Source organism: Microcella alkalica (assembly GCF_014595885.1).
Lineage (GTDB): Bacteria > Actinomycetota > Actinomycetes > Actinomycetales > Microbacteriaceae > Microcella > Microcella alkaliphila_B.
On sequence record NZ_JABUKC010000005.1, the window covers coordinates 13,139 to 34,612 of the forward strand.

The following is a 21,474-nucleotide window of genomic DNA, read 5'->3' on the forward strand; positions in this document are numbered from 1 at the left end:
ACCCGCATGAGCCCTTCCCCCGACGTCCCGACCTCCTCGGCCCCCACCAGCGCCGGCGCGCGCGTCGTCGTGCTCGCCGGCGGCATCTCGCACGAGCGCGAGATCTCGCTGCGCTCGGGCCGCAAGGTCGCCGATGCGCTCGCCTCGCACGGATTGCACGTGGAACTGCGCGATCCGGATGCGACGCTGCTGCCGGCGCTGCTCGCCGATCGCCCGGATGTCGTGTGGCCGGCCCTGCACGGTGCGAGCGGCGAGGATGGCGCGCTGCGATCGCTGCTGGAGTTCCTCGGCGTGCCCTACGTCGGCTCCCGCGCTGCCGCGACGCGACTGGCCTGGGACAAGCCGACGGCGAAGACGCTCGTCGAGCGCGCGGGAGTGCCCACCCCGCACGCGATCACGCTGACCCGCGATGCGTTCCGCGAGCTGGGCGCCGAGAGCGTGCTCGCGGTCGTGCGCGGTGAGCTGCCGGGCGAGCTCGCGGTCAAGCCCGCGCAGGGCGGGTCGGCGCAGGGCGTCTCGCTCGTCGCGACCGACGACGAGCTGCGGCGGGCGATGGTGCAGGCGTACACCTACTGCGACGTCGCCATCGTCGAGCAGCGCATCCGGGGCACCGAGATCGCGATCGGCGTCATCGACACCGGTGACGGCCCGGTCGCGCTGCCCGCGGTCGAGATCGAGCCGCTCTCGGGCGTCTACGACTTCGAGGCGCGCTACAACGCGGGGGAGACCCGCTTCTACGCACCTGCCCGCATCGCCGAGGAGGTCGCGGCGCGCGCGACCGCGATCGCGCTGGATGCCCACCGCGCGCTCGGCCTGCGTCACCTGAGCCGCATCGACCTCATCGTCGATGGCGCGGGCACGCCGTGGTTCCTCGAGGCGAGCGTCATGCCCGGGCTCACCGAGACGTCGACGATCGCACTCGCGCTCGAGGCGGCTGGGCACGACGTGGGCTGGGTCTACGCGGCGCTCGCGCAGGCGGCGATCCGGGACGAGCGGGCGCAGGAAAAGGCCTGATCAGACGCGTTTTCCCGCTCCGAGAACGGGGCTGTCGCCCTAGCGGAAGCCCTCGTCGCCTAGCTCGCCGAGGATGCGGTTGAGGTCGCCGATCGTGGCGAAGTCGATCGTGATCGACCCCTTCTTGGCGCCGAGCGCGATCTTCACGCGCGTGTCGAGCCGGTCGCCGAGGCGCTCCGCGATCTCGTCGAGCTGCGCCTGACGGCCACCGGGCGCGGGTCGCTTTGTCTTGCGCGTGCCCGCGGCACCGCTCAGCTGCTGCGCGGCGGCCTCCGCCTCGCGCACCGAGAGCTCTTCGTTGACGATCTTGTCGGCGAGGCGCTGCATGAGCGCGGGGTCGTTGGTCGAGAGGATCGCGCGGGCGTGCCCGGCGCTCAGCACCCCGGCGGCGACGCGGGCCTGCACTGCCTCGGGCAAGCGCAGCAGGCGCAGGGTGTTGCTGATCTGGGGGCGCGAGCGGCCGAGGCGCTCGGCGAGCTGCTCCTGCGTGCTGCCGAAGTCTTCGAGCAGCTGCTGGTACGCGCTCGCCTCCTCGAGCGGGTTCAGCTGCGCGCGGTGGAGGTTCTCGAGCAGGGCATCCCGCAGCATGTCCTCATCGGCGGTGTTGCGCACGATCGCGGGGATCGTCTCGAGGCCGGCGATGGTGGATGCTCGCAGCCGGCGCTCGCCCATGATGAGCTCGTACTGCGCCTCGCCCTGCTGCGCGCCCGCGCGCTCGCGGACGACGATGGGCTGCAGCACCCCGAACTCGCGCACGGAGTGCACGAGCTCGGCGAGCTCCTCCTCCCGGAACTCGGTGCGGGGCTGCTGCGGGTTCGGCACGATGTCGCTCGGTGCGATCGCCGCGAGCCGCGCGCCCGGCACGGCGGCGAGCTCGCTCGCCTCGGCTGCCGGCGGGAAGAACACGTCGACGGGGCGATCCCGATCACCCTCGCTCATCGGGATGAGCGCCCCGATGCCGCGGCCGAGTCCGGTGCGCTTGGTGGCCATCAGGTGGTCGCCCCTCTCTTCGCGATCTCCGCCGCCGCTTCGAGGTACGAGAGCGATCCGGCGGAGGACTGGTCGTAGCTGATGACGCTCTGCCCGAACGAGGGCGCCTCGCTGATGCGCACCGAGCGGGGGATGAGCGTGTCGAGCACGAGGTCGGGGAAGTGCTCGCGCACGTCGGCAACGACCTGCTGCGCGAGGTTCGTGCGACCGTCGTACATCGTCATGAGGATCGTCGAGACCCGCAGCTCGGGATTGAGGTGCTTCTCGATGAGTTTGATCGAGTTCAGCAGCTGGCTGAGGCCCTCGAGCGCGTAATACTCGCACTGGATGGGGATGAGCACCTCGCGCGCGGCGACGAAGGCGTTGATGGTGAGCAAGCCGAGCGAGGGCGGGCAGTCGATGAACACGTAGTGCACGGGCTCGTCGACCTCCTGCAGGTAGGTGTCGAGTGCCGTCCGCAGGCGCTGCTCGCGGGCGACGAGGCTCACGAGCTCGATCTCGGCCCCCGCGAGGTGAATCGTCGCCGGCACGCAGTAGAGGTGGTCGAACTCAGGGCTCTTCTGCACGACGTCATCCATCTCGGCGTCGCCCACGATGACGTCGTAGACGCTCGGCGTCTCGGCGCGGTGCTCGACGCCGAGCGCGGTGGAGGCGTTGCCCTGCGGGTCGAGGTCGATCACGAGCACGCGCGCACCCGAGCGGGCGAGCGCGGCGGCGAGATTCACGGTCGTCGTCGTCTTGCCGACGCCGCCCTTCTGGTTCGACACGGTGAAGACGCGGGGGGAGGCGGGCAGTGGCAGATCGGCCTGCTGCAGCGCCAGTCGCCGACGCGTGATGTCGGCGATCTCCCGAGCGAGGGGAGTCGACTCGTCGAACGTGCCGCCGGCGGTCATCCTCAGCCTTCCGAAGTCGGATGTTTCACGTGAAACGGGCGCCGATTCGGCGCCCGCCCGTCGCTCCGAGCCCGTGGGCTCAGGATGCTCCGTCCACTGTAGCTCGAAAGACGCGCGTCACCTCGGGCAGGAGGCCACCGCCGAGCTCGAGCACCTCCACGTCGCCGAGTCGAGCCTTCGCGATCTGCTTCGCGGCCTTCGCGATCTCGTCGTGCACGCGCTCGCCCTTGAGGAACAGCAGCTCGCCGCCGCTGCGCACGAGCGGCGCCGTGATCGGGATGAGCGTCCGCAGGGCGCTGACCGCGCGCGCCGTCGCCTGATCGAGAAGCCCGGCCGAGAAGGCCTCCTCCGCGCGGGCCCGCAGCACCGTCACGTTCGTGAGCCCGAGCCGCTCCGCTTCGGCGGTGAGCCAGTCGCATCGACGCTCCATCGGCTCGATGAGCACCAGATGCGCATCCGGCCGGGCGATCGCGAGCACGAGCCCCGGCAGTCCGGCCCCGCTGCCGATGTCGCCGACCCGCGCGCCCTCGTGCAGCAGCGGCGCCATGACCGCCGAGTTGAGCACGTGCCTCGACCAGAGGCGCGGCAGCTCGAGCGGCCCGATGAGGCCGAGGGTCTCGCCGTAGTAGGCGAGGTCGCGCGTGAATCGGCGGGCGAGGTCGATGCGGTCACCGAAGAGCGCGGCGGCCGCGACCGGCTCCGGCTCCAGTGCGGCGACGGCCTCGTCGCCGGTCAGGGCGACCGGAGCGCGGTCGATCCCGCGCTCGTCCGCGTCGGCGGTCGCGCCTGCGCGCTCCTCGTGATGTTTCACGTGAAACGGTCGCCGTCAGGCGCGACGGATGACGGTGTGGCGCTCGGCGCCTTCGCCCTCGGACTCCGAGGTGAAACCGCGCTCAGCGACGAGGTCGTGCACGAGCTTGCGCTCGTAGCTCGACATCGGGGGGAGCGCGGCCGAGGAGGCGCCGCCCTCGATGCGCTCGACTGCGCGGTCGACGAGCGCCGCGAGCTCCTGAGCCCGTGCGTCGCGCGAGCCGCCGACGTCGAGGATGAGGCGGGAGAACTCGCCGGTGCGGGCGTGCACGGCGAGGCGGGTCAGCTCCTGCAGAGCCGAGACGACGTCGGGCTTGGAGAGCAGGCGCAGGTCATCCGCGTTCTCGGACTCGACCGAGAGGTAGACACGACCGGCGCGCGTCTCGATCTCGAGATCGCCGTCGAGGTCGGCGAGGTCGAGCAGCTCCTCCAGGTAGTCGGCGGCGATGTCGCCCTCGTCCAGGAGCGCCTCCGCGTCGACGGGCGCGTCGACCGACTCGGTGGGGTTCTCGGTCACATCGGTCACGGTCACTTGCCCTTCTTCTTCGCGCGGTTCTTGCCGACGGGCTGCTGCCGCTGCGTCTTCTTCGGCTCCTCGGCCTTGGGCTCCGGCTCGTCCTCGACGATGGTGGGCAGACCGCGGCGCTGGCGCTTCTTGGCGAGGCGCGCCTCCCGAGCGAGCGCGGCCTCGGAACCGGGAGTCGGCATGTTCCGGATGACGATGAACTGCTGCACCATCGTCCAGATGTTCGAGACGAACCAGTAGAACATCACGCCGAGCGGGAAGGCGAAGCCCGAGAAGGCGAACACGAGGGGGAGGAGGTAGAGCAGCACGCGCTGCTGCCGGTACATCGGCGACGCCTTCATCTCCGGCGACTGGTTCTTCGACATGATCTGCAGCTGCGTGATGAACTGCGACGCGGTCATGAGAATGACCAGGATCACGGCGATGACGATGACGGCGACGTTGCCCTCCGAGCTCACCATCGACGAGCCGAGAGGGGCGAGGCCGAACAGCGAGGCGTCACCGAACTGCTCGGAGAGCTGCTCGTTGAGCAGACCCACGCCGCGCTTGCCGGCGTACGCGTCGCTGAGCACATAGAACAGGCTGAGGAAGATCGGCATCTGCAGCAGCAGCGGCAGGCACGACGACAGCGGGTTGGTGCCCGTGCGCTTGTAGAGCTCCATGGTCTCGCGCGACATGGCCTCGCGCGAGAACTGGTCGCGCTTGCCCTTGTACTTGTCCTGGATCTTCTTGAGCTGCGGCGCGATCTCCATCATGCGGCGCTGGCTCTTGATCTGACGCACGAACACCGGGATGAGCGCCGCACGGACCACGAGCACGAGCCCGGTGATCGACAGCACCCAGGTGATGCCCGAGGCCGCGTCCATGCCCAGGGCCATGAACAGGGTGTGCCAGCCCACGAGGATCGCCTCGATGACCCACTTGATGGGCCACAGGATGAGGCTGAAGAAATCCATGACGGGGGTTATGCCTTTCTGTCGATCACCACGAACCCGAACCGGGTGCGCCGGTAGGGGGAGTGCTCGTGGAGGGGAACGTCGTCGATGCCGCCCTCGGCCCAGGGGTGGCAGCGCGCGAGCCGGCGCGCAGCGAGCCAGCCGCCCTGGGCGACGCCGTGCTCCTGCACCGCGCCGAGCGCGAAGGCCGAGCAGCTGGGGTAGTAGCGGCAGACGTCGCCGTAGAGCGGCGAGATCACCGCCCGATACACCCGCAGCAGAGCGATCACGAGGTTGCGCGGCACGAGCAGCAGCGAGCGCAGGATGCTCATGCCGCCACCACCCGTCGCAAGCCGCCGTCGATCTCCGCCCGCAGAGTATCCCAGTCGATCTCGCCCGCGCCTGGGAGGGCCCGAATCACGATGAGGTCGGTCGCGGGCACCGGCACGGTCTCGATCGCCATGGCGCACACCGCCTGGATGCGGCGGCGGACCCGGTTGCGAACGACAGCGCTCCCGACCTGCTTCGACACGATGACCCCGAAGCGGGGCCCTGTGAAGGAGGGGGAGCGCAGTCGATGGAGCACAGCGTGCTCGGCATGGGCGCGTCGACCTTTTCGCACTGCAGCGCGAAAATCGTCGGGGTGCGTGACCCGGTGCGCTCGGCCGAGCACCGGAGGGTCTTAGGCCGAGAGCTCGGTGCGGCCCTTGCGGCGACGCGCGGCGAGGATGGCGCGGCCGGCACGGGTGCGCATGCGCAGACGGAAGCCGTGCACCTTGGCGCGGCGGCGGTTGTTGGGCTGGAACGTGCGCTTGCTCATGAGAGTTCTCCTCCGCCTCCATGAAACGGAGGCGACGACGGGCGGTGCCCGGACATCGCAAGATCGACCCGGACAGAAGTCAACCGGTTAACAGTACGGTCGGCCGGGCTTGCGGTCAAACCGCGCCCGGGCATCCGCGCATTATCACCATCGCGTGCGACCACCATTGGGAGCGACGCGCCGCGGAGGTCTACAGTGGTGCCTCGATGGCGCGCCGCGGCGAACCGTGCAGCCGCCGAGCACTGCGACCACGCCACCGACCCCCCGAGGAGCGACGCGATGACGGACGAGGCCGACTCCACCCTCGAGCTGTGGAACTCGGTGCAGTCCGTCCTCACCGCGGACGAGCGCATCACCCCGCAGCTGCACGGGTTCATCAGCCTCGTCGAACCGCGCGGCGTCATGGCGGGCACCCTCTACCTGGAGGTGCCGAACGAGCTGACGCGCGGCATGCTCGAGCAGCGCATCCGCCTGCCGCTGCTCAACGCCCTCTCGAACGTGGCCGGTGACGCGGTCACGAGCTTCGCGATCGTCGTCAACCCGGAGATCCAGAACGACGGCTTCGACGCCCCGGTCGAGACCATCGAGCCGACCCCGTACATCGAGCAGACGGTCGCCCCGGCGACGCCGCTGACCGCGAGCGACAAGCGCAGCGACAGCCGACTGAACCCGAAGTACAGCTTCGACAACTTCGTCATCGGCGGCTCGAACCGCTTCGCCCATGCCGCCGCGGTCGCCGTGGCCGAAGCACCGGCCAAGGCGTACAACCCGCTGTTCATCTACGGCGAGTCAGGGCTCGGCAAGACGCACCTGCTGCACGCGATCGGCCACTACGCCGAGAGCCTGTACCCCGGCATCCGCGTTCGCTACGTGTCGAGCGAGGAGTTCACCAACGACTTCATCAACTCGATCGCGAACAACCGCGCGAGTCTGTTCCAGTCGCGCTACCGCGAGATCGACATCCTGCTCATCGACGACATCCAGTTCCTGCAGGGCAAGGATTCGACCCAGGAGGCCTTCTTCCACACCTTCAACACGCTGCACGACCACAACAAGCAGGTGGTCATCACGAGCGACCTGCCCCCGAAGCACCTGACGGGCTTCGAAGACCGGATGCGCAGCCGCTTCGAGTGGGGCCTCATCACCGACGTGCAGGCGCCCGACCTCGAGACCCGCATCGCGATCCTGCGCAAGAAGGCGCAGAACGATCGGCTGCAGGTGCGCGACGACGTGCTGGAGTACATCGCTTCGAAGGTCTCGAGCAACATCCGCGAGCTCGAGGGCACGCTCATCCGCGTCACGGCGTTCGCGAACCTCAACCGCACGCCGGTCGACATGCAGCTCGTGCAGACGGTGCTGAAAGACCTCATCACCCTCGATGAGGACAACGTCATCGCGCCGGTCGACATCATCAATCACACCGCGGCCTACTTCAAGCTCACGGTCGACGACCTCTACGGCTCGTCGCGCTCGCAGGCGGTCGCGACGGCTCGCCAGATCGCGATGTACCTGTGCCGCGAGCTGACGAACCTGTCGCTGCCGAAGATCGGCCAGCTGTTCGGCAATCGCGACCACACGACGGTGATGTACGCGAACAAGAAGATCAGCGAGCTCATGAAGGAGCGCCGCTCGATCTACAACCAGGTCACCGAGCTCACGAGCCGCATCAAGCAGAACCACCGGTACGGCTGATCTCGTCCCTGACGCGCCCGCGACGGCGTGAACGGATGCGGCCCGGGCATGCGCCCGGGCCGTTCTTGTCCCTCCGCACAGGTGGTTGCCAGGTTCGACGGTGGTTTCGCACACTGGGGAGAGCTTGTGGATAACCCGGGGATGACACTCGGGCGAGTTGTGGATCGCGGCGGTGAACGTGTGAGCAGCGCACTCGAGCCGCGACGATCCGTCCCCGCAGCTTCACGACCTCGTCCGCACCACATCCACAACTCACACTCGTGTAGTTCGGCGCGATTCCGGGTTTCCCACCGGGTTATCCACACTGTGCACAGCCGTTAACGCTGTTAATCCTGTTCTTCTTGAAAGAGGCGAGGGGGATAACCCTGCCGGGGCCGAACGACAGAAATCCGCGCTGTTCGCACCGCCGTGGTGCTGTGCCAGTATTGAAGCCCCGTATCCGGGGCAGCACCCGTGCGCCATCAGCCCGAGAGGGAGCCCGTGAAGTTCCAGGTCAATCGCGACGTCTTCGCCGATGCCGTGTCGTTCGCCGTGAAACTGCTCCCTCAGCGCACGACCCTCCCGATCCTCAGTGGCGTGCTGCTGCGTGCGGAGGGAGACAGCCTCACCCTGTCGTCGTTCGACTACGAGGTCTCGGCGCAGACCAGCATTACGGCCGACATCGAGGAGGCCGGCACGGTGCTCGTCTCGGGCCGCCTGCTCGCCGACATCGCCTCGCGGCTGCCGAACGCTCCGGTGCAGTTCACGACGGAGGAGGGCAAGATCGCGGTGCGCTGCGGCTCGGCGCGCTTCACCCTCTCGAGCATGCCCGTCGAGGAGTACCCGAGCCTGCCCGTCGTCGACGGCCCCGCCGGCGTGCTGCCCGGCGACGCGTTCTCCGACGCCGTCGGCCAGGTCTCGGTCGCCGCCTCGCGCGACGACGTGACCCCCGTCATCACCGGCGTGCAGCTGGAGATCGCCGAGAACCGGCTCTCGCTCGTCGCGACCGACCGCTACCGCGTGGCCGTGCGCGAGATCGACTGGGAGTCGACCGCCGTCGCCGACGGCGTCACCGCCCTCGTGCCCGCACGCACCCTGTCGGAGCTCGGCAAGATCTTCGGCCACTCGGCGCAGATCGAGGTCACGATCGTCACCGGCGGCGACCGCGAGCTCATCGCCTTCTCGGCCGACCAGAAGACCGTCACCTCGCTGCTGATCAAGGGCAACTTCCCGCCCGTGAAGCGCCTGTTCCCCGAGACGGTCGACAACTACGCCGTCATGAACACTGCCGAGCTCATCGAGGCGACCCGTCGTGTGGCCCTCGTGCTCGAGCGCGACGCCGCGCTGCGTTACAGCTTCTCGGTCGACGGCCTGACCCTCGAGGCGATCGGCAGCGAGAACGCCCAGGCTTCCGAGACGATCGACGCGCACCTGGTCGGCGGCGACACGGTCGTTTCGCTCAAGCCGCAGTTCCTCATCGACGGTCTCGCGGCGGTGCACAGCGAGTTCGTGCGTATCTCGTTCACGAAGACCGACAACCCCAACAAGCCGGGCCCGGTGCTCATCACGAGCCAGTCGTCGAAGGACCAGCCGGGCACCGACAACTACCGCTACCTGCTGCAGCCGAACCTGCTGCTGCGCTAGCTCCTCGGCGTGCACGTCACCCACCTCTCGCTCGCCGACTTCCGCAACTACGCGCGAGCCGAGGTCGAGCTCGCACCGGGCCCGGTGCTCGTGGTCGGCCGCAATGGCCAGGGCAAGACGAACCTGGTCGAGGCGATCGGCTACGCGAGCACGGTCTCGAGCCACAGGGTCTCGAGCGACCAGGCGCTCATCCGCTTCGGGGCCGAGGCGGCGATCGTGCGCCTGCGCGTGCAGCACGACGACCGCGCGCTCGTCATCGAGATCCAACTGAATCGCACCGGGGCGAACAAGGCGCAGGTGAACCGCGGTGCGATCCGGGTGCGCGAGCTGCCGCGCTACGTCTCGAGCGTGCTGTTCGCTCCGGAGGATCTCGCGATCGTGCGCGGCGAGCCGGGCGGGCGCCGCACCTTCCTCGACACTCTCGTCGTGCAGCGCAACCCGCGCTTCGCCGGAGTGATCGCCGACTACGAGCGCGTGCTGCGCCAGCGCAACACCCTGCTGAAGTCGGCGCGCGCCTCGCGCATCCCGGCCGACGCGCTCACGACGCTCGACGTGTGGGACGACCGCCTGGTCGAGCTCGGCACCGAACTCATGGTCGCGCGCTGGAAGCTCGTCGCCGCGCTGCGACCGCACGTGGTGGAGGCGTACCGCGCGGTCGCCGGTGACGACCACCGCACCCGCATCGGTCTCGTCCACTCGATCGACGGTGACGACGGCGCACCGCACCTCCATGACGATGCGGTGGATGCCCCGCTCGACCCCGACGCGACCCGCGAGCGATTCCGCACCGTGCTCGCCGAGCGTCGCCGCGCCGAGCTCGACCGCGCGGTCACGCTCGTCGGCCCGCACCGCGATGACCTGCACCTGGAGCTCAACGGCCTGCCGGCCCGCGGCTACGCGAGCCATGGCGAGAGCTGGTCGTACGCGCTCGCGCTCAAGCTCGCTTCGGCGCAGGTGCTGCGCGCCGACGCCGTCGCGGGTGACCCGGTGATCATCCTCGATGACGTCTTCGCCGAGCTCGACGAGGGCCGGCGCGAGCGCCTCGCGGACGCCGTGCACGACTTCGAGCAGGTGATCGTCACCGCCGCGGTCGAGGGCGACGTGCCGGATCGCCTGCGTGCGATGACGGTGCGCATCGCGGGCGGCGAGGTCGTCGAGCAGTCGACGCGACCGGAGGCGGCGGAGTGACCGGCCGTCGCGAGCAGCCCGAGTCGGAGGCCGCGGCCGTGTACCTGCGACTGCGGGCGATCATGGGCGACCCCGCGAAGCGATCGGCGGATGCCCGCAAGCGGTCGACCGTCGCACCGGGGGCATCCGTGCCGTTCGGGAAGGGCCGCGACCCCTCGGGCCTCGGCGACGTCATCGACTCGCTCAGCTCGCGCATGGGCTGGAGCTCGCCACTGGCGAAGGGCGAGCTGCTGCTGTCGTGGCCCGAGCTCGTCGGTGAGGCGACGGCGGCGCACTCCACCCCTGTCGCGGTGGAGGACGAGGTGCTCACGGTGCAGTGCGACTCGACCGCGTGGGCGACGCAGCTGCGGCTCATGCGAGCCGATATCCTGACCTCGATCCTCACGCGGTACCCGGATGCCGGCGTGACGTCGATCCGCTTCGAGGGCCCCGGTGCCCCGAGCTGGAAGCGCGGCCCCCGATCGATCCCCGGGCGCGGCCCACGCGACACCTACGGCTGACGAAGGCGAATCACTCCGCCCAGAGCGAGAAATCGCCTCAGAGAGGCCACAGCGGCCCGCTCAGAGGCAGAATCTTGCTAGGATTGACGCACCGCTGCGAGCCTTCTTCATCGGCCCATGCCAGCGACCCCGGTCCACTCGGCAGGAGCACACGTCCCTATGGCCACCACCCCCTCCACCCCTGCCTCGGATGAGGCCTACGGCGCCAGTCACATCCAGGTTCTCGAAGGGCTCGAGGCGGTGCGCAAGCGCCCCGGCATGTACATCGGCTCGACGGGCCCGCGCGGCCTGCACCACCTCGTGTACGAGATCGTCGACAACTCCGTCGACGAGGCGCTCGCCGGCTTCTGCGACACGATCGATGTCACGATCCTCGCCGACGGGGGCGTGCGCGTCGTCGACAACGGTCGCGGCATCCCCGTCGACATCCACCCGGTCGAGAAGAAGTCGACCGTCGAGGTCGTGCTGACGATCCTGCACGCGGGCGGCAAGTTCGGCGGCGGCGGCTACGCCGTCTCCGGTGGTCTGCACGGCGTGGGCAGCTCGGTCGTGAACGCGCTCTCCACGCGCCTCGAGGTCGAGGTTCGTCGTCAGGGCAACGTCTATCGGCAGAGCTATCGCAACGGCGTGCCGGATGCCCCGCTCGCGAAGGGCGAGGCCGACAGCTCCACGGGCACGACCATCACGTTCTGGCCGAACGCCGACATCTTCGAGACCGTCGAGTTCGACTACGACACCCTGCGCACGCGCTTCCAGCAGATGGCCTTCCTCAACAAGGGCCTGTCGATCTCGATCACCGACGAGCGGCAGCCCGATCACACGGCTGACACCGGCGAGGGCGTCAGCACGGCCGAGCGGCACGAGACCTTCCTGTACGAGCAGGGCCTGGTCGACTACGTGCAGTTCCTGAACTCCGCGAAGAAGACCGAGGTCGTGCACCCCGAGATCATCAGCTTCGAGTCAGAGGACGCCGAACGGCGCATCGCCCTCGAGGTCGCCATGCAGTGGACGACCGCGTACTCCGAGTCGGTGCACACCTACGCCAACACGATCAACACGCACGAGGGCGGCACCCACGAGGAGGGCTTCCGCGCGGCGCTCACGACCCTCGTCAACCGCTACGGCCGCGAGAAGGGCCTCATCAAGGAGAAGGACGAGAACCTCTCCGGCGACGACGTGCGCGAGGGCCTCACCGCGGTCATCTCGATCAAGCTCGGCGAGCCGCAGTTCGAGGGCCAGACGAAGACCAAGCTCGGCAACACCGAGGCGAAGTCGTTCGTGCAGAAGGTGACCGGCGAGTTCCTCGGCGACTGGTTCGAGCGCAACCCGCAGCAGGCGAAAGACGTCATCCGCAAGGCGCTGCAAGCCGCGGCCGCGCGCCTCGCCGCGCGGAAGGCGCGCGAGCAGACCCGCCGCAAGGGCCTGCTCGAATCCGGCGGCATGCCCGGCAAGCTCAAGGACTGCCAGTCGAAGGATCCCTCGCTCAGCGAGATCTTCCTCGTCGAGGGCGACTCGGCTGGCGGCTCGGCCGTGCAGGGCCGCAACCCCGAGACGCAGGCGATCCTGCCGCTGCGCGGCAAGATCCTCAACGTCGAGAAGGCCCGCCTCGACCGCGCGCTCGGCAACGCCGAGGTGCAGGCGATGATCACGGCATTCGGTGCCGGCATCGGCGAGGACTTCGACCCTGACAAGGTGCGGTACCACAAGATCGTGCTCATGGCCGATGCCGACGTCGACGGCCAGCACATCACGACGCTGCTGCTGACGCTGCTGTTCCGCTACATGCGGCCGCTCATCGATCTCGGCTACGTCTACCTCGCCCAGCCGCCGCTCTACCGGCTCAAGTGGTCCAACGCCGAGCACGAGTACGTTTACAGCGACCGCGAGCGGGATGCCCTGCTCGAGGCGGGCATCGCCGCCGGCAAGCGCATCCCGAAAGACAATGGCGTGCAGCGCTACAAGGGTCTCGGCGAGATGAACCACCAGGAGCTGTGGGACACGACGATGAACCCCGAGACCCGCACGCTGCTGCAGGTCACCCTGGAGGACGCCGCCGTCGCCGACTCGGTCTTCTCGACCCTCATGGGCGAGGACGTCGAGTCGCGTCGCCACTTCATCCAGCAGAACGCGAAGGATGTGCGGTTCCTCGACATCTGATCGAGCATCCGCCCCTCGCCCTGCCACCCACTGACGAAGGACTGACACCATGGCCGACGACATCACCGACGTCGACGAGACCCCGGGCCCCGGCGGCCGCGTGAACCAGGTCGACCTGCAGCTGGAGATGCAGCGGTCGTACCTCGACTACGCGATGAGCGTCATCGTCGGGCGCGCCCTGCCCGACGTGCGCGACGGCCTCAAGCCCGTGCACCGACGCGTGCTCTACGCCATGTACGACGGCGGCTACCGCCCCGACAAGGCGTTCTCCAAGTGCAGCCGCGTCGTCGGCGACGTCATGGGGCAGTTCCACCCGCACGGCGACTCGGCGATCTACGACGCGCTCGTGCGCCTCGTGCAGCCGTGGTCGCTGCGCTACCCGCTCGCCGCCGGCCAGGGCAACTTCGGCTCGCCCGGCAACGACGGCGCAGCCGCCCCTCGGTACACCGAGACCAAGATGGCCCCGCTCGCCATGGAGATGGTGCGCGACATCGACGAGGAGACCGTCGACTTCCAGGACAACTACGACGGCCGCACGCAGGAGCCGTCGATCCTGCCCTCGCGCTTCCCGAACCTGCTCGTCAACGGCTCGGTCGGCATCGCGGTCGGCATGGCCACGAACATCCCACCCCACAACCTGCGCGAGGTCGCCTCGGCGGCGCTGTGGCACCTGGAGAACCCCGACGCCGACCGCGAGACGCTGCTCGAGGCGATCCTGCAGCGCGTGAAGGGCCCCGACTTCCCGACCGGCGCGCAGATCCTCGGCGTGAAGGGCATCCACGACGCCTACCGCACGGGCCGCGGCTCGATCACGATGCGCGCCGTCGTGAACGTGGAGGAGATCCAGAACCGCACGTGCCTCGTTATCACCGAGCTGCCGTACCAGGTCAACCCCGACAACCTCGCGATCAAGATCGCCGACCTGGTGAAGGAGGGCAAGCTCGCCGGCATCGCCGACATCCGCGACGAGTCCTCGGGCCGCACCGGTCAGCGCCTGGTCATCGTGCTCAAGCGCGACGCGGTCGCGAAGGTCGTGCTCAACAACCTGTACAAGCAGACCCAGCTGCAGGACAACTTCGGCGCCAACATGCTCGCGATCGTCGACGGTGTGCCGCGCACGCTGCCGATCGACGGCTTCATCACGTACTGGACGGCGCACCAGATCGACGTCATCGTGCGTCGCACCCGCTTCCGGCTGAAGAAGGCGGAGGCCGACGCCCACATTCTGCGCGGGTACCTGAAGGCGCTGGATGCTCTCGACGAGGTCATCGCCCTGATCCGTCGCTCGCCCACGGTCGAGGAGGCCCGCGAGGGGCTCATGGAGCTGCTCGGCGTCGACGAGCTGCAGGCCACGGCCATCCTCAACCTGCAGCTGCGTCGCCTCGCGGCGCTCGAGCGGCAGAAGATCCAGGAGCAGGCGGAGGAGCTCGAGCGGCTCATTGCCGACTACCAGGAGATCCTCGCCAGCCCCGCCCGCCAGCGCGCGATCGTCGCCGACGAGCTCACCGAGATCGTCGACAAGTACGGCGACGACCGCCGCACCGAGATCATGTTCGGCTTCGACGGCGACATGAGCGTGGAGGACCTGATCCCCGAGGAGGAGATGGTCGTCACTGTCACCCGCGGCGGGTACATCAAGCGCACCCGCAGCGACAACTACCGCTCGCAGCATCGCGGCGGCAAGGGCGTCAAGGGCGCGCAGCTGCGCGCCGATGACGTCGTCGAGCACTTTTTCGTCACGACTACCCACCACTGGCTGCTGTTCTTCACCACGACCGGCCGGGTCTACCGCCTCAAGGCGTACGAGATCCAGGAGGCCGGTCGCGACGCCAAGGGTCAGCACGTGGCGAACCTGCTCGCACTGCAGCCGGACGAGGAGATCGCGCAGATCCTCGACATCCGCGACTACGCGGCGGCGAAGTACCTCGTGCTCGCCACCCGCAACGGCCTCGTGAAGAAGACCGCGCTCACCGAGTACGACACCAACCGCACCGGCGGCATCATCGCCATCAACCTGCGCGAGGGCGACGAGCTCGTCTCGGCGATGCTCGCCGAGGACGACAGCGACATCCTGCTCATCTCGCGCGGCGGCATGTCGGTGCGCTTCACCGCTAGCGACTCGGCGCTGCGACCAATGGGTCGCTCGACCTCCGGCGTTATGGGCATGAGCTTCCGCGGTGACGACCACCTGCTGTCGGCCTCGGTCGTCCACGACGACGGCTACGTCTTCGTCGTCACCGAGGGCGGCTACGCCAAGCGCACCGCCGTCGACCAGTACCGCGTGCAGGGCCGCGGCGGCCTCGGCATCAAGGTCGCCAAGCTCAACGACGACCGCGGCGCCCTCGCCGGCGGGCTCATCGTGGGGGAGGACGACGAGGTGCTCGTCGTGCTCGCCGGCGGCAAGGTCGTGCGCTCGGCCGTCGCCGAGGTGCCGGCGAAGGGCCGCGACACGATGGGCGTCGTCTTCGCCCGACCCGACGACGACGATCGCATCATCGCGATCGCGCGCAACAGCGAGCGAAACCTGGAAGAATCTGACGCCGACCCGTCGGAGAGCGAGAACGGCTCCGCCGCTGACACGTCCGAAACCGCCACCGCGGTCGAGGCCGGGAAGGAAGAAACCCCGTGAGCACCGTCGCCGAGAAGCTGCAGCGCAAGTCGCAGCGCTCCACCCCCACCAAGCAGGTGCGCCTGAAGCTCGTCTACATCGACTTCTGGTCGGCGGTGAAGCTGTCGTTCCTCATCGCGCTGTGCGGCGCCATCGTGCTCGTCGTGGCGACGTTCTTCATCTGGCTGGTCATGCAGTCGATCGGCATCATCGCCGACATCGACTCGGTGCTGAGCGACATCATCGGCGACGACGCCGCGAGCATCTCGTCGATCTTCTCGCTCGGCCAGGTCATGCTCTTCGCGATCATCGTCGGCGTGCTCAACGTCGTCGGCGGCACCGCGCTCGGGGCCATCAGCGCGCTGCTCTACAACCTGTCGGTGAAGTTCACCGGCGGGCTGCTCGTGGGCTTCACGAACAACTGACGCTCGAGCATCCTCGCCGATTTCAGGCGGGGTGACCGGGTCGTGTACAGTCATATCCGGTCTCACGGGGATATAGCTCAGGCGGTTAGAGCGCTTCGCTGATAACGAAGAGGTCCGAGGTTCAAGTCCTCGTATCCCCACGCGATCGGGCTCCGCTTCGGCGGAGCCCTTTTTCGTATCCGGCGCGACCCTCGCTACCCTGGTAGCGGCCAGCAATGGTTGACGTTCGGGGCCTTAGCTCAATTGGTAGAGCGCCTGCTTTGCAAGCAGGAGGTCAGGGGTTCGATTCCCCTAGGCTCCACGGTGTTTGTCTGGCGTGCCGCCGCGCTGTGCTCGTCTGGCGCGCCGCCGCTGCTGCGGCGCGCTTCGCTCCGGGCTGCGAGCGCGGTCGCACCCGCTCCGCTGCTGCGGCGCGCTTCGCTCCGGGCGGGCGTTGTCCACCGGTCACCGGGGGTTCGCCCGGGGGATGCTCGGCGCGCCTAGCGTGGGAATCCCGCGACACCGCCGAACCGGGCACCGTCGCCCCACGGAAGGGGAGCCCGTGCGCACGCAGCGCCGACTCATCCGCATCCTCACCCTCGCGACCGCCACCGCGGTCGCCGCCAGCATCGCTCCGCTCGCCGCCTCGGCGTCGCCCGCGCCCGCACCCGCGGCGCAGTCCCGACCCGATCGCGCCGGGATCAGTGAGCTGCGCGTCGCCACGTTCAACGCCTCGCTCAACCGGGGTGCGGCGGGCGAGCTCGTCGCCGACCTCTCCACGCCCGACGACGTGCAGGCGCAGGCGGTCGCCGAGGTGATCCAGCGCGTGAACCCGGACGTGGTGCTGCTCAACGAGTTCGACTACGTGCCCGATGGCGTCGCCGTCGACCTCTTCCGCGACCACTACCTCGAGGTCGGGCAGGGCGGCGCCGACCCGGTCGAGTACCCCTACGCCTACGTCGCGCCCTCGAACACGGGCATCCCCTCCGGTGCCGACCTCAACAACGACGGCCGCATCGGCGGCGGCGACGACGCCTTCGGGTTCGGGCTCTTCGAGGGCCAGTACGGCATGGCGGTGCTCTCGAAGCACCCCATCGACCTCGGCGCGGTGCGCACCTTCCAGACCTTCCTCTGGAAGGACATGCCCGGTGCGCTGCTGCCCGACGACCCGGCTACTGCGGCGCCCGCCGACTGGTACACGCCCGAGGAGCTCGAGGTCGTGCGCCTGTCGAGCAAGTCGCACTGGGACGTGCCGATCGACGTCGACGGCACGACCGTGCACCTGCTCGCCTCGCACCCGACCCCGCCGACCTTCGACGGCGCCGAGGATCGTAACGGCCGACGCAACCACGACGAGATCCGCTTCTGGGCCGACTACGTGACGCCGGGCTCGGCCTCGCGCTACATCGTCGACGACGAGGGGATGCCCGGCGGGCTGCCGGCCGGAACGCCCTTCCTCATCGCCGGCGACCAGAACGCCGACCCGGTCGACGGCGATTCGGTCGACGCGGCGATCGACCAGCTGCTCGAGCATCCGTTCATCGTCGACCCGCAGCCCCGCTCGACGGGCGCGGTCGAGGCGAGCGCCCTGCAGGGCCGCGCCAACCTCGAGCACGAGGGCGACCCGGCGCTCGACACCGCCGACTTCGCCGACGGCGCGCCCGGCAACCTGCGGGTCGACTACGTGCTCCCCTCCCGCCGGCTCGGCGTGGCCGACGGCGGCGTGTTCTGGCCTGAGCTCACCGACCCGCTCTCGCGACTCACGGGCATCTTCCCCTTCCCGACGAGCGACCACCGCCTCGTGTGGGTCGACGTTGCCGTGCGCGGCTGAGCATCGCAGGAACAACGAAGCGGGCGCCCCTCAAGGGGGGCGCCCGCTGATGTTCGTGCGGCTCGGTTAGATGTCGGCGGTCGCCGTGTCGCCGGCCTGCGGCTCGAGGTCGTCGTCGAGATCATCCTCGACCCAGAGGTCGTCGTCCGGCCGGAAGGTCTGCCAGGCGGCGTAGGCGATCGCGGCCGCCGCGACGACGCCGAGCCCGATGAGGATGAACCGGCCGGGGCCGGGCGCCGGCTTCACCTCGACGATGCCGAGGCGCTGCCCGGCCTTCGTGGCGAGCTCGCTGCTCGTGCGCGAGGCGGCGCGCAGGGCATCCCGCAGATGCTTGTCCTTCGCCACCTCGATCGCGGCCGCCGCGGATCCGAGCGCGCCGGCGATGGCCGGCACGATCTCATCGGTGACGGCGTGCTTCGTGACGTGCCCGGCGTGGCGCACGGCGCCCACGCCCGCGTCGATGCCCGGCTGCACGTGACGCTCGTACGAGTGCCGCACGCGCGGCGCGACGTCCTGCCGCGCGAGCACCGTGGCCTGCCGGCCGGCGTCGCGCAGCACCTTCGAGGCGTGATCGAGCACCTCTCGCTGCTCGTTCCAGACGTTCTCGGCGGCGCCGCGCAGCTTCTTCAGCTCGCGGCGGCGCTTGCGTGACAGCTCCATGCGGTCCTCCCGGGGGTGCGATCGGTAGCGTGCCCTCCATCCTGGCACCGGGGCTCCGAGCGCCCAACCCGTACGGACGGAACGCTCAGGAAGCCCCGAACGGACGCCATGGGAGAATGACGACCATGTCGATCCACACTGCAGTCGCGACCGTGCACACCTCGCTCGGCGACATCACGCTCAACCTCTACGGCAACCACGCCCCCAAGACGGTGAAGAACTTCGTCGGGCTCGCGACGGGCCAGATCGAGTGGACCCACCCGGCCACCGGCCAGAAGACCACCGCCCCGCTCTACGACGGCGTCATCTTCCACCGCATCATCAAGGACTTCATGCTGCAGGGCGGCGACCCGCTCGGTCAGGGCATCGGCGGCCCCGGCTACGAGTTCGACGACGAGATCCACCCCGAGCTGCAGTTCGACCAGCCGTTCCTGCTCGCCATGGCCAACGCCGGCAAGCGCGGCGGCCGCGGTACCAACGGCTCGCAGTTCTTCATCACGACCGTGCCGACGCCGTGGCTCAACGGCAACCACACCATCTTCGGCGCCGTCGCCGACGAGGAGTCGAAGGCGGTCGTCAAGACTATCGAGGCCGTGCCGACCGATGGTCGTGACAAGCCGCTCACCGACGTCGTCATCACCGGCATCGAGGTCGTCGAGCTCTGATGAGCTCCGAGGCTCCCGGCGGCGCCGCGCCGACGGCAGGCCAGAGCGTCTGCTACCGGCACGGCGACCGCCGGAGCTTCGTGCGCTGCCAGCGCTGCGGTCGCGTGATCTGCGGCGAGTGCCAGACTCCCGCGGCGGTCGGGGTACACTGCCCCGAGTGCACGGCGCAGGCCCGGGCATCCGCCCCCCGCACCCGCTCGCCGCTCGCTCGCGCGTTCCGTTCGGGATCGCGCACGCCCGTCGTCACGTACTCGATCTCCGCCGTGACCCTCGCGGTCTTCGTGCTGCAGCTCGTGCTCGGCCCCGTCGTGACGAATGCGCTGCTCTACTGGCCGCCGCTCACGACGGTCGAGCCGTGGCGGATGCTCACCGCGGCGCTCGTGCACAGCCCCACCTCGTTCTTCCACATCCTCTTCAACATGTACTCGCTGCTCGTGCTCGGGCCGCTGCTGGAGGGGCTCATCGGCCGAGCGCGCTTCGGCTGGGTGTACGCGCTCTCCGCATTCGGCGGCTCGCTCGCGGTGCTGTGGCTCGCGCCGAACCAGGCCGTCGTCGGCGCCTCGGGCGCGATCTTCGGGATGCTCGGCGCCTTCTTCGTCATCCAGCGCAGGCTCGGCGGCCGCAGCACGCAGCTCATCGTGCTCATCGCCCTCAACCTGGCGATCGGGTTCGTCGTGCCCGGCATCTCGTGGCAGGCGCACGTCGGGGGCCTCGTCGTCGGGGCGCTGGCGGCGCTCATCATGCTGCGCACGCGACGGGTGGATCAGCAGCGGCGGCAGACGCTGCTGCTCGGCCTGTTCGCGCTCGTGCTCGTGCTGGCGACGGCGGCGCGGTTCGTGCTGCTCTGAGCGGCCCGGTTATCCACAGGCCACTCCACAGTGGGGATAATCACACCCCTGTAGTTCCACCCCCTTTCCGGGGGGCGAATGGCGCGTGACCGGGAGTTAACGCCAGCGTGTCGTCATGAGGAACCCGATGAACATGATGCCGAAGCCGACCATGATGTTCCACGGGCCGAGGGCGGGCACCGGCCAGGAGGTCTGGCTCAGGTAGTAGACGATGATCCAGAGCAGCCCCACGAGCATGAACCCGAACATCACGGGCTTGAACCAGACCGGGTTGGGGGCATCCTTGCCGCTCGGGGTCTCGGGGTTCTCTGCGTTGCGGGTGGTTCCACGGGCCATGCTGAGCAGTCTAACCGGGCGGCCTAGAATGACCGCATGCCCGACGAGCCCGCGGTGGAGCGCGCGCGCCCGCGTCAGCGCCTCTCCGTCGTCGGCGTGCTCGGCGAGCTGCTCATCACCGTCGGCGTGCTCGTGCTGCTCTTCGTCGGCTGGTACCTGTGGCTCAACGACGTCATCGTCGGCGGCGAGCAGACCCAGTCGGCGACCGAGCTGCGGCAGGAGTGGGAGGAGCAGGCGCGCGAGGAGCGCGGAGAGGCGCCCCCGCCTGAGCCGGTCGTCGAAGGGCTGAGCCCCGACCAGGCTCCGGTCATGGCCGAGCCGACGACGCTCAACGCGGCGTTCGCCACCCTCATCGTGCCCCGCTTCGGCGACGACTACGCCCGCACGATCGGCCAGGGCATCGCCGTGCGCGAGGTGCTCAACAGCCGCCGCACCGGCGTCGGCCACTACCCGGGCACGCAGATGCCGGGCGAGCTCGGCAACTTCGCGATCGCCGCGCACCGCAACGCCAACGGCGCCCCCTTCGGCAAGCTCGTCGACCTGCGCGTCGGCGACCACGTCTACGTCGAGACGGAGGCGGGCTGGTACGAGTACACCTTCCGCGGGCTCGAGTACGTGCTGCCGACCGAGGTCGACGTCATCGCGCCGACGCCGCGTGCGCCGCAGACGGAGCCGACCGAGCGCATCCTCACCATGACGACCTGCAACCCGCTGTTCTCGACCGCCGAGCGCGCGATCGCCTACTCGGTCATGACCGCCTGGTATCCGCGAGAGAGCGGCATGCCCGCCGAGCTCGCGGGGGAGGAGGCCTGATGTACGCGGCACTGTGGCGCGCCCTGCCCGGGCCGGTGTGGCTGCGCATCATCATCGTGCTCGCCCTCGTGGCGGGCATCCTCTGGGCGCTCGCGTACGTGGTGTTCCCGTGGGTGGCCGACGTCCTGCTGCCGCAGGACGTGACCGTGGAAGAGTAGAGC

23 protein-coding genes and 2 tRNA genes are annotated in these 21,474 nt (G+C 69.3%); 15 read left to right on the plus strand and 10 right to left on the minus strand.

Features of this window, described 5'->3' with window-relative positions:
* Positions 1–6 precede the first annotated feature (6 nt).
* Complete coding sequence (locus ID804_RS11570; protein WP_169080307.1) at positions 7–1,014, plus strand: D-alanine--D-alanine ligase family protein; 1,008 nt, start codon at positions 7–9, stop codon at positions 1,012–1,014.
* A gap of 39 nt (positions 1,015–1,053) precedes the next feature.
* Here the strand turns inward: ID804_RS11570 and ID804_RS11575 are convergent, their stop codons facing one another.
* The 8 genes from ID804_RS11575 to rpmH form a co-directional block, all read right to left on the minus strand.
* Entirely contained in the window at positions 1,054–2,004 is a 951-nt protein-coding gene (locus ID804_RS11575; protein WP_169080309.1) for a ParB/RepB/Spo0J family partition protein, read from the minus strand.
* Complete coding sequence (locus tag ID804_RS11580) at positions 2,004–2,897, minus strand: ParA family protein (protein ID WP_169080311.1); 894 nt, start codon at positions 2,895–2,897, stop codon at positions 2,004–2,006. The genes ID804_RS11575 and ID804_RS11580 overlap by 1 nt, the downstream gene beginning before the upstream one ends.
* Before the next feature lie 79 nt (positions 2,898–2,976).
* On the minus strand, positions 2,977–3,633 hold the full coding sequence (gene rsmG / locus ID804_RS11585; RefSeq protein ID WP_169080365.1) for a 16S rRNA (guanine(527)-N(7))-methyltransferase RsmG: 657 nt from the start codon (positions 3,631–3,633) through the stop codon (positions 2,977–2,979).
* Between the two features lie 90 nt (positions 3,634–3,723).
* Entirely contained in the window at positions 3,724–4,233 is a 510-nt protein-coding gene (locus tag ID804_RS11590; protein ID WP_169080367.1) for a Jag family protein, read from the minus strand.
* 2 nt (positions 4,234–4,235) lie between these two features.
* A complete protein-coding gene (gene yidC, locus ID804_RS11595) occupies positions 4,236–5,189 on the minus strand; it encodes a membrane protein insertase YidC (RefSeq protein ID WP_169080313.1) in 954 nt (317 codons plus the stop codon).
* 8 nt (positions 5,190–5,197) lie between these two features.
* Positions 5,198–5,500, minus strand: a complete 303-nt coding sequence (gene yidD, locus ID804_RS11600) for a membrane protein insertion efficiency factor YidD (protein ID WP_169080315.1) — start codon at positions 5,498–5,500, stop codon at positions 5,198–5,200.
* A complete protein-coding gene (gene rnpA, locus ID804_RS11605) occupies positions 5,497–5,841 on the minus strand; it encodes a ribonuclease P protein component (RefSeq protein WP_169080317.1) in 345 nt (114 codons plus the stop codon). The genes yidD and rnpA overlap by 4 nt, the downstream gene beginning before the upstream one ends.
* Before the next feature lie 9 nt (positions 5,842–5,850).
* Positions 5,851–5,988: a 50S ribosomal protein L34 gene (rpmH, locus tag ID804_RS11610; RefSeq protein WP_022881903.1), complete on the minus strand. Its 138-nt coding sequence runs from the start codon at positions 5,986–5,988 to the stop codon at positions 5,851–5,853.
* A 279-nt stretch (positions 5,989–6,267) separates the two neighbouring features.
* Here rpmH and dnaA point away from each other — a divergent pair, with 279 nt between their 5' ends.
* The 10 genes from dnaA (at position 6,268) to ID804_RS11660 (ending at position 17,991) form a co-directional block, all read left to right on the plus strand.
* Positions 6,268–7,680 (plus strand): chromosomal replication initiator protein DnaA, encoded by a 1,413-nt coding sequence (gene dnaA / locus ID804_RS11615; RefSeq protein WP_169080319.1) that lies wholly within the window; start codon positions 6,268–6,270, stop codon positions 7,678–7,680.
* Positions 7,681–8,160: 480 nt separating this feature from the next.
* A complete protein-coding gene (gene dnaN / locus ID804_RS11620; protein WP_169080321.1) occupies positions 8,161–9,303 on the plus strand; it encodes a DNA polymerase III subunit beta in 1,143 nt (380 codons plus the stop codon).
* A gap of 9 nt (positions 9,304–9,312) precedes the next feature.
* Positions 9,313–10,491, plus strand: a complete 1,179-nt coding sequence (gene recF, locus ID804_RS11625; protein ID WP_169080323.1) for a DNA replication/repair protein RecF — start codon at positions 9,313–9,315, stop codon at positions 10,489–10,491.
* 62 nt (positions 10,492–10,553) lie between these two features.
* The gene (locus ID804_RS11630; RefSeq protein ID WP_169080369.1) at positions 10,554–10,991 is read left to right on the plus strand and encodes a DciA family protein; all 438 of its coding nucleotides are present in this window, start codon (positions 10,554–10,556) and stop codon (positions 10,989–10,991) included.
* A 159-nt stretch (positions 10,992–11,150) separates the two neighbouring features.
* Positions 11,151–13,148 carry a DNA topoisomerase (ATP-hydrolyzing) subunit B gene (gene gyrB, locus ID804_RS11635; protein ID WP_169080325.1) on the plus strand — a complete coding sequence of 666 codons (1,998 nt, stop codon included), beginning with the start codon at positions 11,151–11,153 and terminating at the stop codon, positions 13,146–13,148.
* A 49-nt stretch (positions 13,149–13,197) separates the two neighbouring features.
* On the plus strand, positions 13,198–15,777 hold the full coding sequence (gene gyrA / locus ID804_RS11640; RefSeq protein ID WP_169080327.1) for a DNA gyrase subunit A: 2,580 nt from the start codon (positions 13,198–13,200) through the stop codon (positions 15,775–15,777).
* Positions 15,774–16,181 (plus strand): DUF3566 domain-containing protein, encoded by a 408-nt coding sequence (locus ID804_RS11645; RefSeq protein ID WP_169080329.1) that lies wholly within the window; start codon positions 15,774–15,776, stop codon positions 16,179–16,181. The genes gyrA and ID804_RS11645 overlap by 4 nt, the downstream gene beginning before the upstream one ends.
* A gap of 66 nt (positions 16,182–16,247) precedes the next feature.
* Positions 16,248–16,321, plus strand: a tRNA-Ile gene (locus tag ID804_RS11650).
* A gap of 88 nt (positions 16,322–16,409) precedes the next feature.
* Positions 16,410–16,482 (plus strand) — tRNA-Ala (locus tag ID804_RS11655).
* A gap of 240 nt (positions 16,483–16,722) precedes the next feature.
* Entirely contained in the window at positions 16,723–17,991 is a 1,269-nt protein-coding gene (locus ID804_RS11660; protein ID WP_317451283.1) for an endonuclease/exonuclease/phosphatase family protein, read from the plus strand.
* Positions 17,992–18,057: 66 nt separating this feature from the next.
* Here ID804_RS11660 and ID804_RS11665 read toward each other — a convergent pair whose 3' ends face one another.
* Positions 18,058–18,651 carry a hypothetical protein gene (locus tag ID804_RS11665; RefSeq protein ID WP_169080333.1) on the minus strand — a complete coding sequence of 198 codons (594 nt, stop codon included), beginning with the start codon at positions 18,649–18,651 and terminating at the stop codon, positions 18,058–18,060.
* 125 nt (positions 18,652–18,776) lie between these two features.
* Here ID804_RS11665 and ID804_RS11670 point away from each other — a divergent pair, with 125 nt between their 5' ends.
* Both ID804_RS11670 and ID804_RS11675 read left to right on the plus strand, forming a co-directional pair.
* Positions 18,777–19,316, plus strand: a complete 540-nt coding sequence (locus ID804_RS11670; RefSeq protein ID WP_169080335.1) for a peptidylprolyl isomerase — start codon at positions 18,777–18,779, stop codon at positions 19,314–19,316.
* A complete protein-coding gene (locus ID804_RS11675) occupies positions 19,316–20,164 on the plus strand; it encodes a rhomboid family intramembrane serine protease (RefSeq protein ID WP_169080337.1) in 849 nt (282 codons plus the stop codon). Before ID804_RS11670 ends, ID804_RS11675 begins: the two co-directional genes overlap by 1 nt.
* A 96-nt stretch (positions 20,165–20,260) precedes the next feature.
* Here ID804_RS11675 and ID804_RS11680 read toward each other — a convergent pair whose 3' ends face one another.
* A complete protein-coding gene (locus ID804_RS11680; RefSeq protein WP_055857671.1) occupies positions 20,261–20,500 on the minus strand; it encodes a cell division protein CrgA in 240 nt (79 codons plus the stop codon).
* A 36-nt stretch (positions 20,501–20,536) separates the two neighbouring features.
* On the opposite strand from ID804_RS11680, the gene ID804_RS11685 reads away from it, so the two are divergent.
* Together ID804_RS11685 and ID804_RS11690 are read left to right on the plus strand one after the other, a co-directional pair.
* Positions 20,537–21,313, plus strand: coding sequence for a class E sortase (locus ID804_RS11685; RefSeq protein WP_169080339.1), 777 nt, complete (start codon positions 20,537–20,539; stop codon positions 21,311–21,313).
* Positions 21,313–21,471: a hypothetical protein gene (locus ID804_RS11690; protein ID WP_169080341.1), complete on the plus strand. Its 159-nt coding sequence runs from the start codon at positions 21,313–21,315 to the stop codon at positions 21,469–21,471. Before ID804_RS11685 ends, ID804_RS11690 begins: the two co-directional genes overlap by 1 nt.
* The last annotated feature ends 3 nt before the right edge of the window (positions 21,472–21,474 follow it).

Coding starts and splice junctions, on each gene's coding strand:
- ID804_RS11570 (WP_169080307.1), top strand. CDS start 7: ATGAGCCCTTCCCCCGACGTCCCGACCTCCTCGGCCCCCACCAGCGCC.
- ID804_RS11575 (WP_169080309.1), bottom strand. CDS start 2,004: ATGGCCACCAAGCGCACCGGACTCGGCCGCGGCATCGGGGCGCTCATC.
- ID804_RS11580 (WP_169080311.1), bottom strand. CDS start 2,897: ATGACCGCCGGCGGCACGTTCGACGAGTCGACTCCCCTCGCTCGGGAG.
- yidC (WP_169080313.1), bottom strand. CDS start 5,189: ATGGATTTCTTCAGCCTCATCCTGTGGCCCATCAAGTGGGTCATCGAG.
- yidD (WP_169080315.1), bottom strand. CDS start 5,500: ATGAGCATCCTGCGCTCGCTGCTGCTCGTGCCGCGCAACCTCGTGATC.
- rpmH (WP_022881903.1), bottom strand. CDS start 5,988: ATGAGCAAGCGCACGTTCCAGCCCAACAACCGCCGCCGCGCCAAGGTG.
- dnaA (WP_169080319.1), top strand. CDS start 6,268: ATGACGGACGAGGCCGACTCCACCCTCGAGCTGTGGAACTCGGTGCAG.
- ID804_RS11630 (WP_169080369.1), top strand. CDS start 10,554: ATGGGCGACCCCGCGAAGCGATCGGCGGATGCCCGCAAGCGGTCGACC.
- gyrB (WP_169080325.1), top strand. CDS start 11,151: ATGGCCACCACCCCCTCCACCCCTGCCTCGGATGAGGCCTACGGCGCC.
- gyrA (WP_169080327.1), top strand. CDS start 13,198: ATGGCCGACGACATCACCGACGTCGACGAGACCCCGGGCCCCGGCGGC.
- ID804_RS11665 (WP_169080333.1), bottom strand. CDS start 18,651: ATGGAGCTGTCACGCAAGCGCCGCCGCGAGCTGAAGAAGCTGCGCGGC.
- ID804_RS11670 (WP_169080335.1), top strand. CDS start 18,777: ATGTCGATCCACACTGCAGTCGCGACCGTGCACACCTCGCTCGGCGAC.
- ID804_RS11675 (WP_169080337.1), top strand. CDS start 19,316: ATGAGCTCCGAGGCTCCCGGCGGCGCCGCGCCGACGGCAGGCCAGAGC.
- ID804_RS11680 (WP_055857671.1), bottom strand. CDS start 20,500: ATGGCCCGTGGAACCACCCGCAACGCAGAGAACCCCGAGACCCCGAGC.
- ID804_RS11685 (WP_169080339.1), top strand. CDS start 20,537: ATGCCCGACGAGCCCGCGGTGGAGCGCGCGCGCCCGCGTCAGCGCCTC.
- ID804_RS11690 (WP_169080341.1), top strand. CDS start 21,313: ATGTACGCGGCACTGTGGCGCGCCCTGCCCGGGCCGGTGTGGCTGCGC.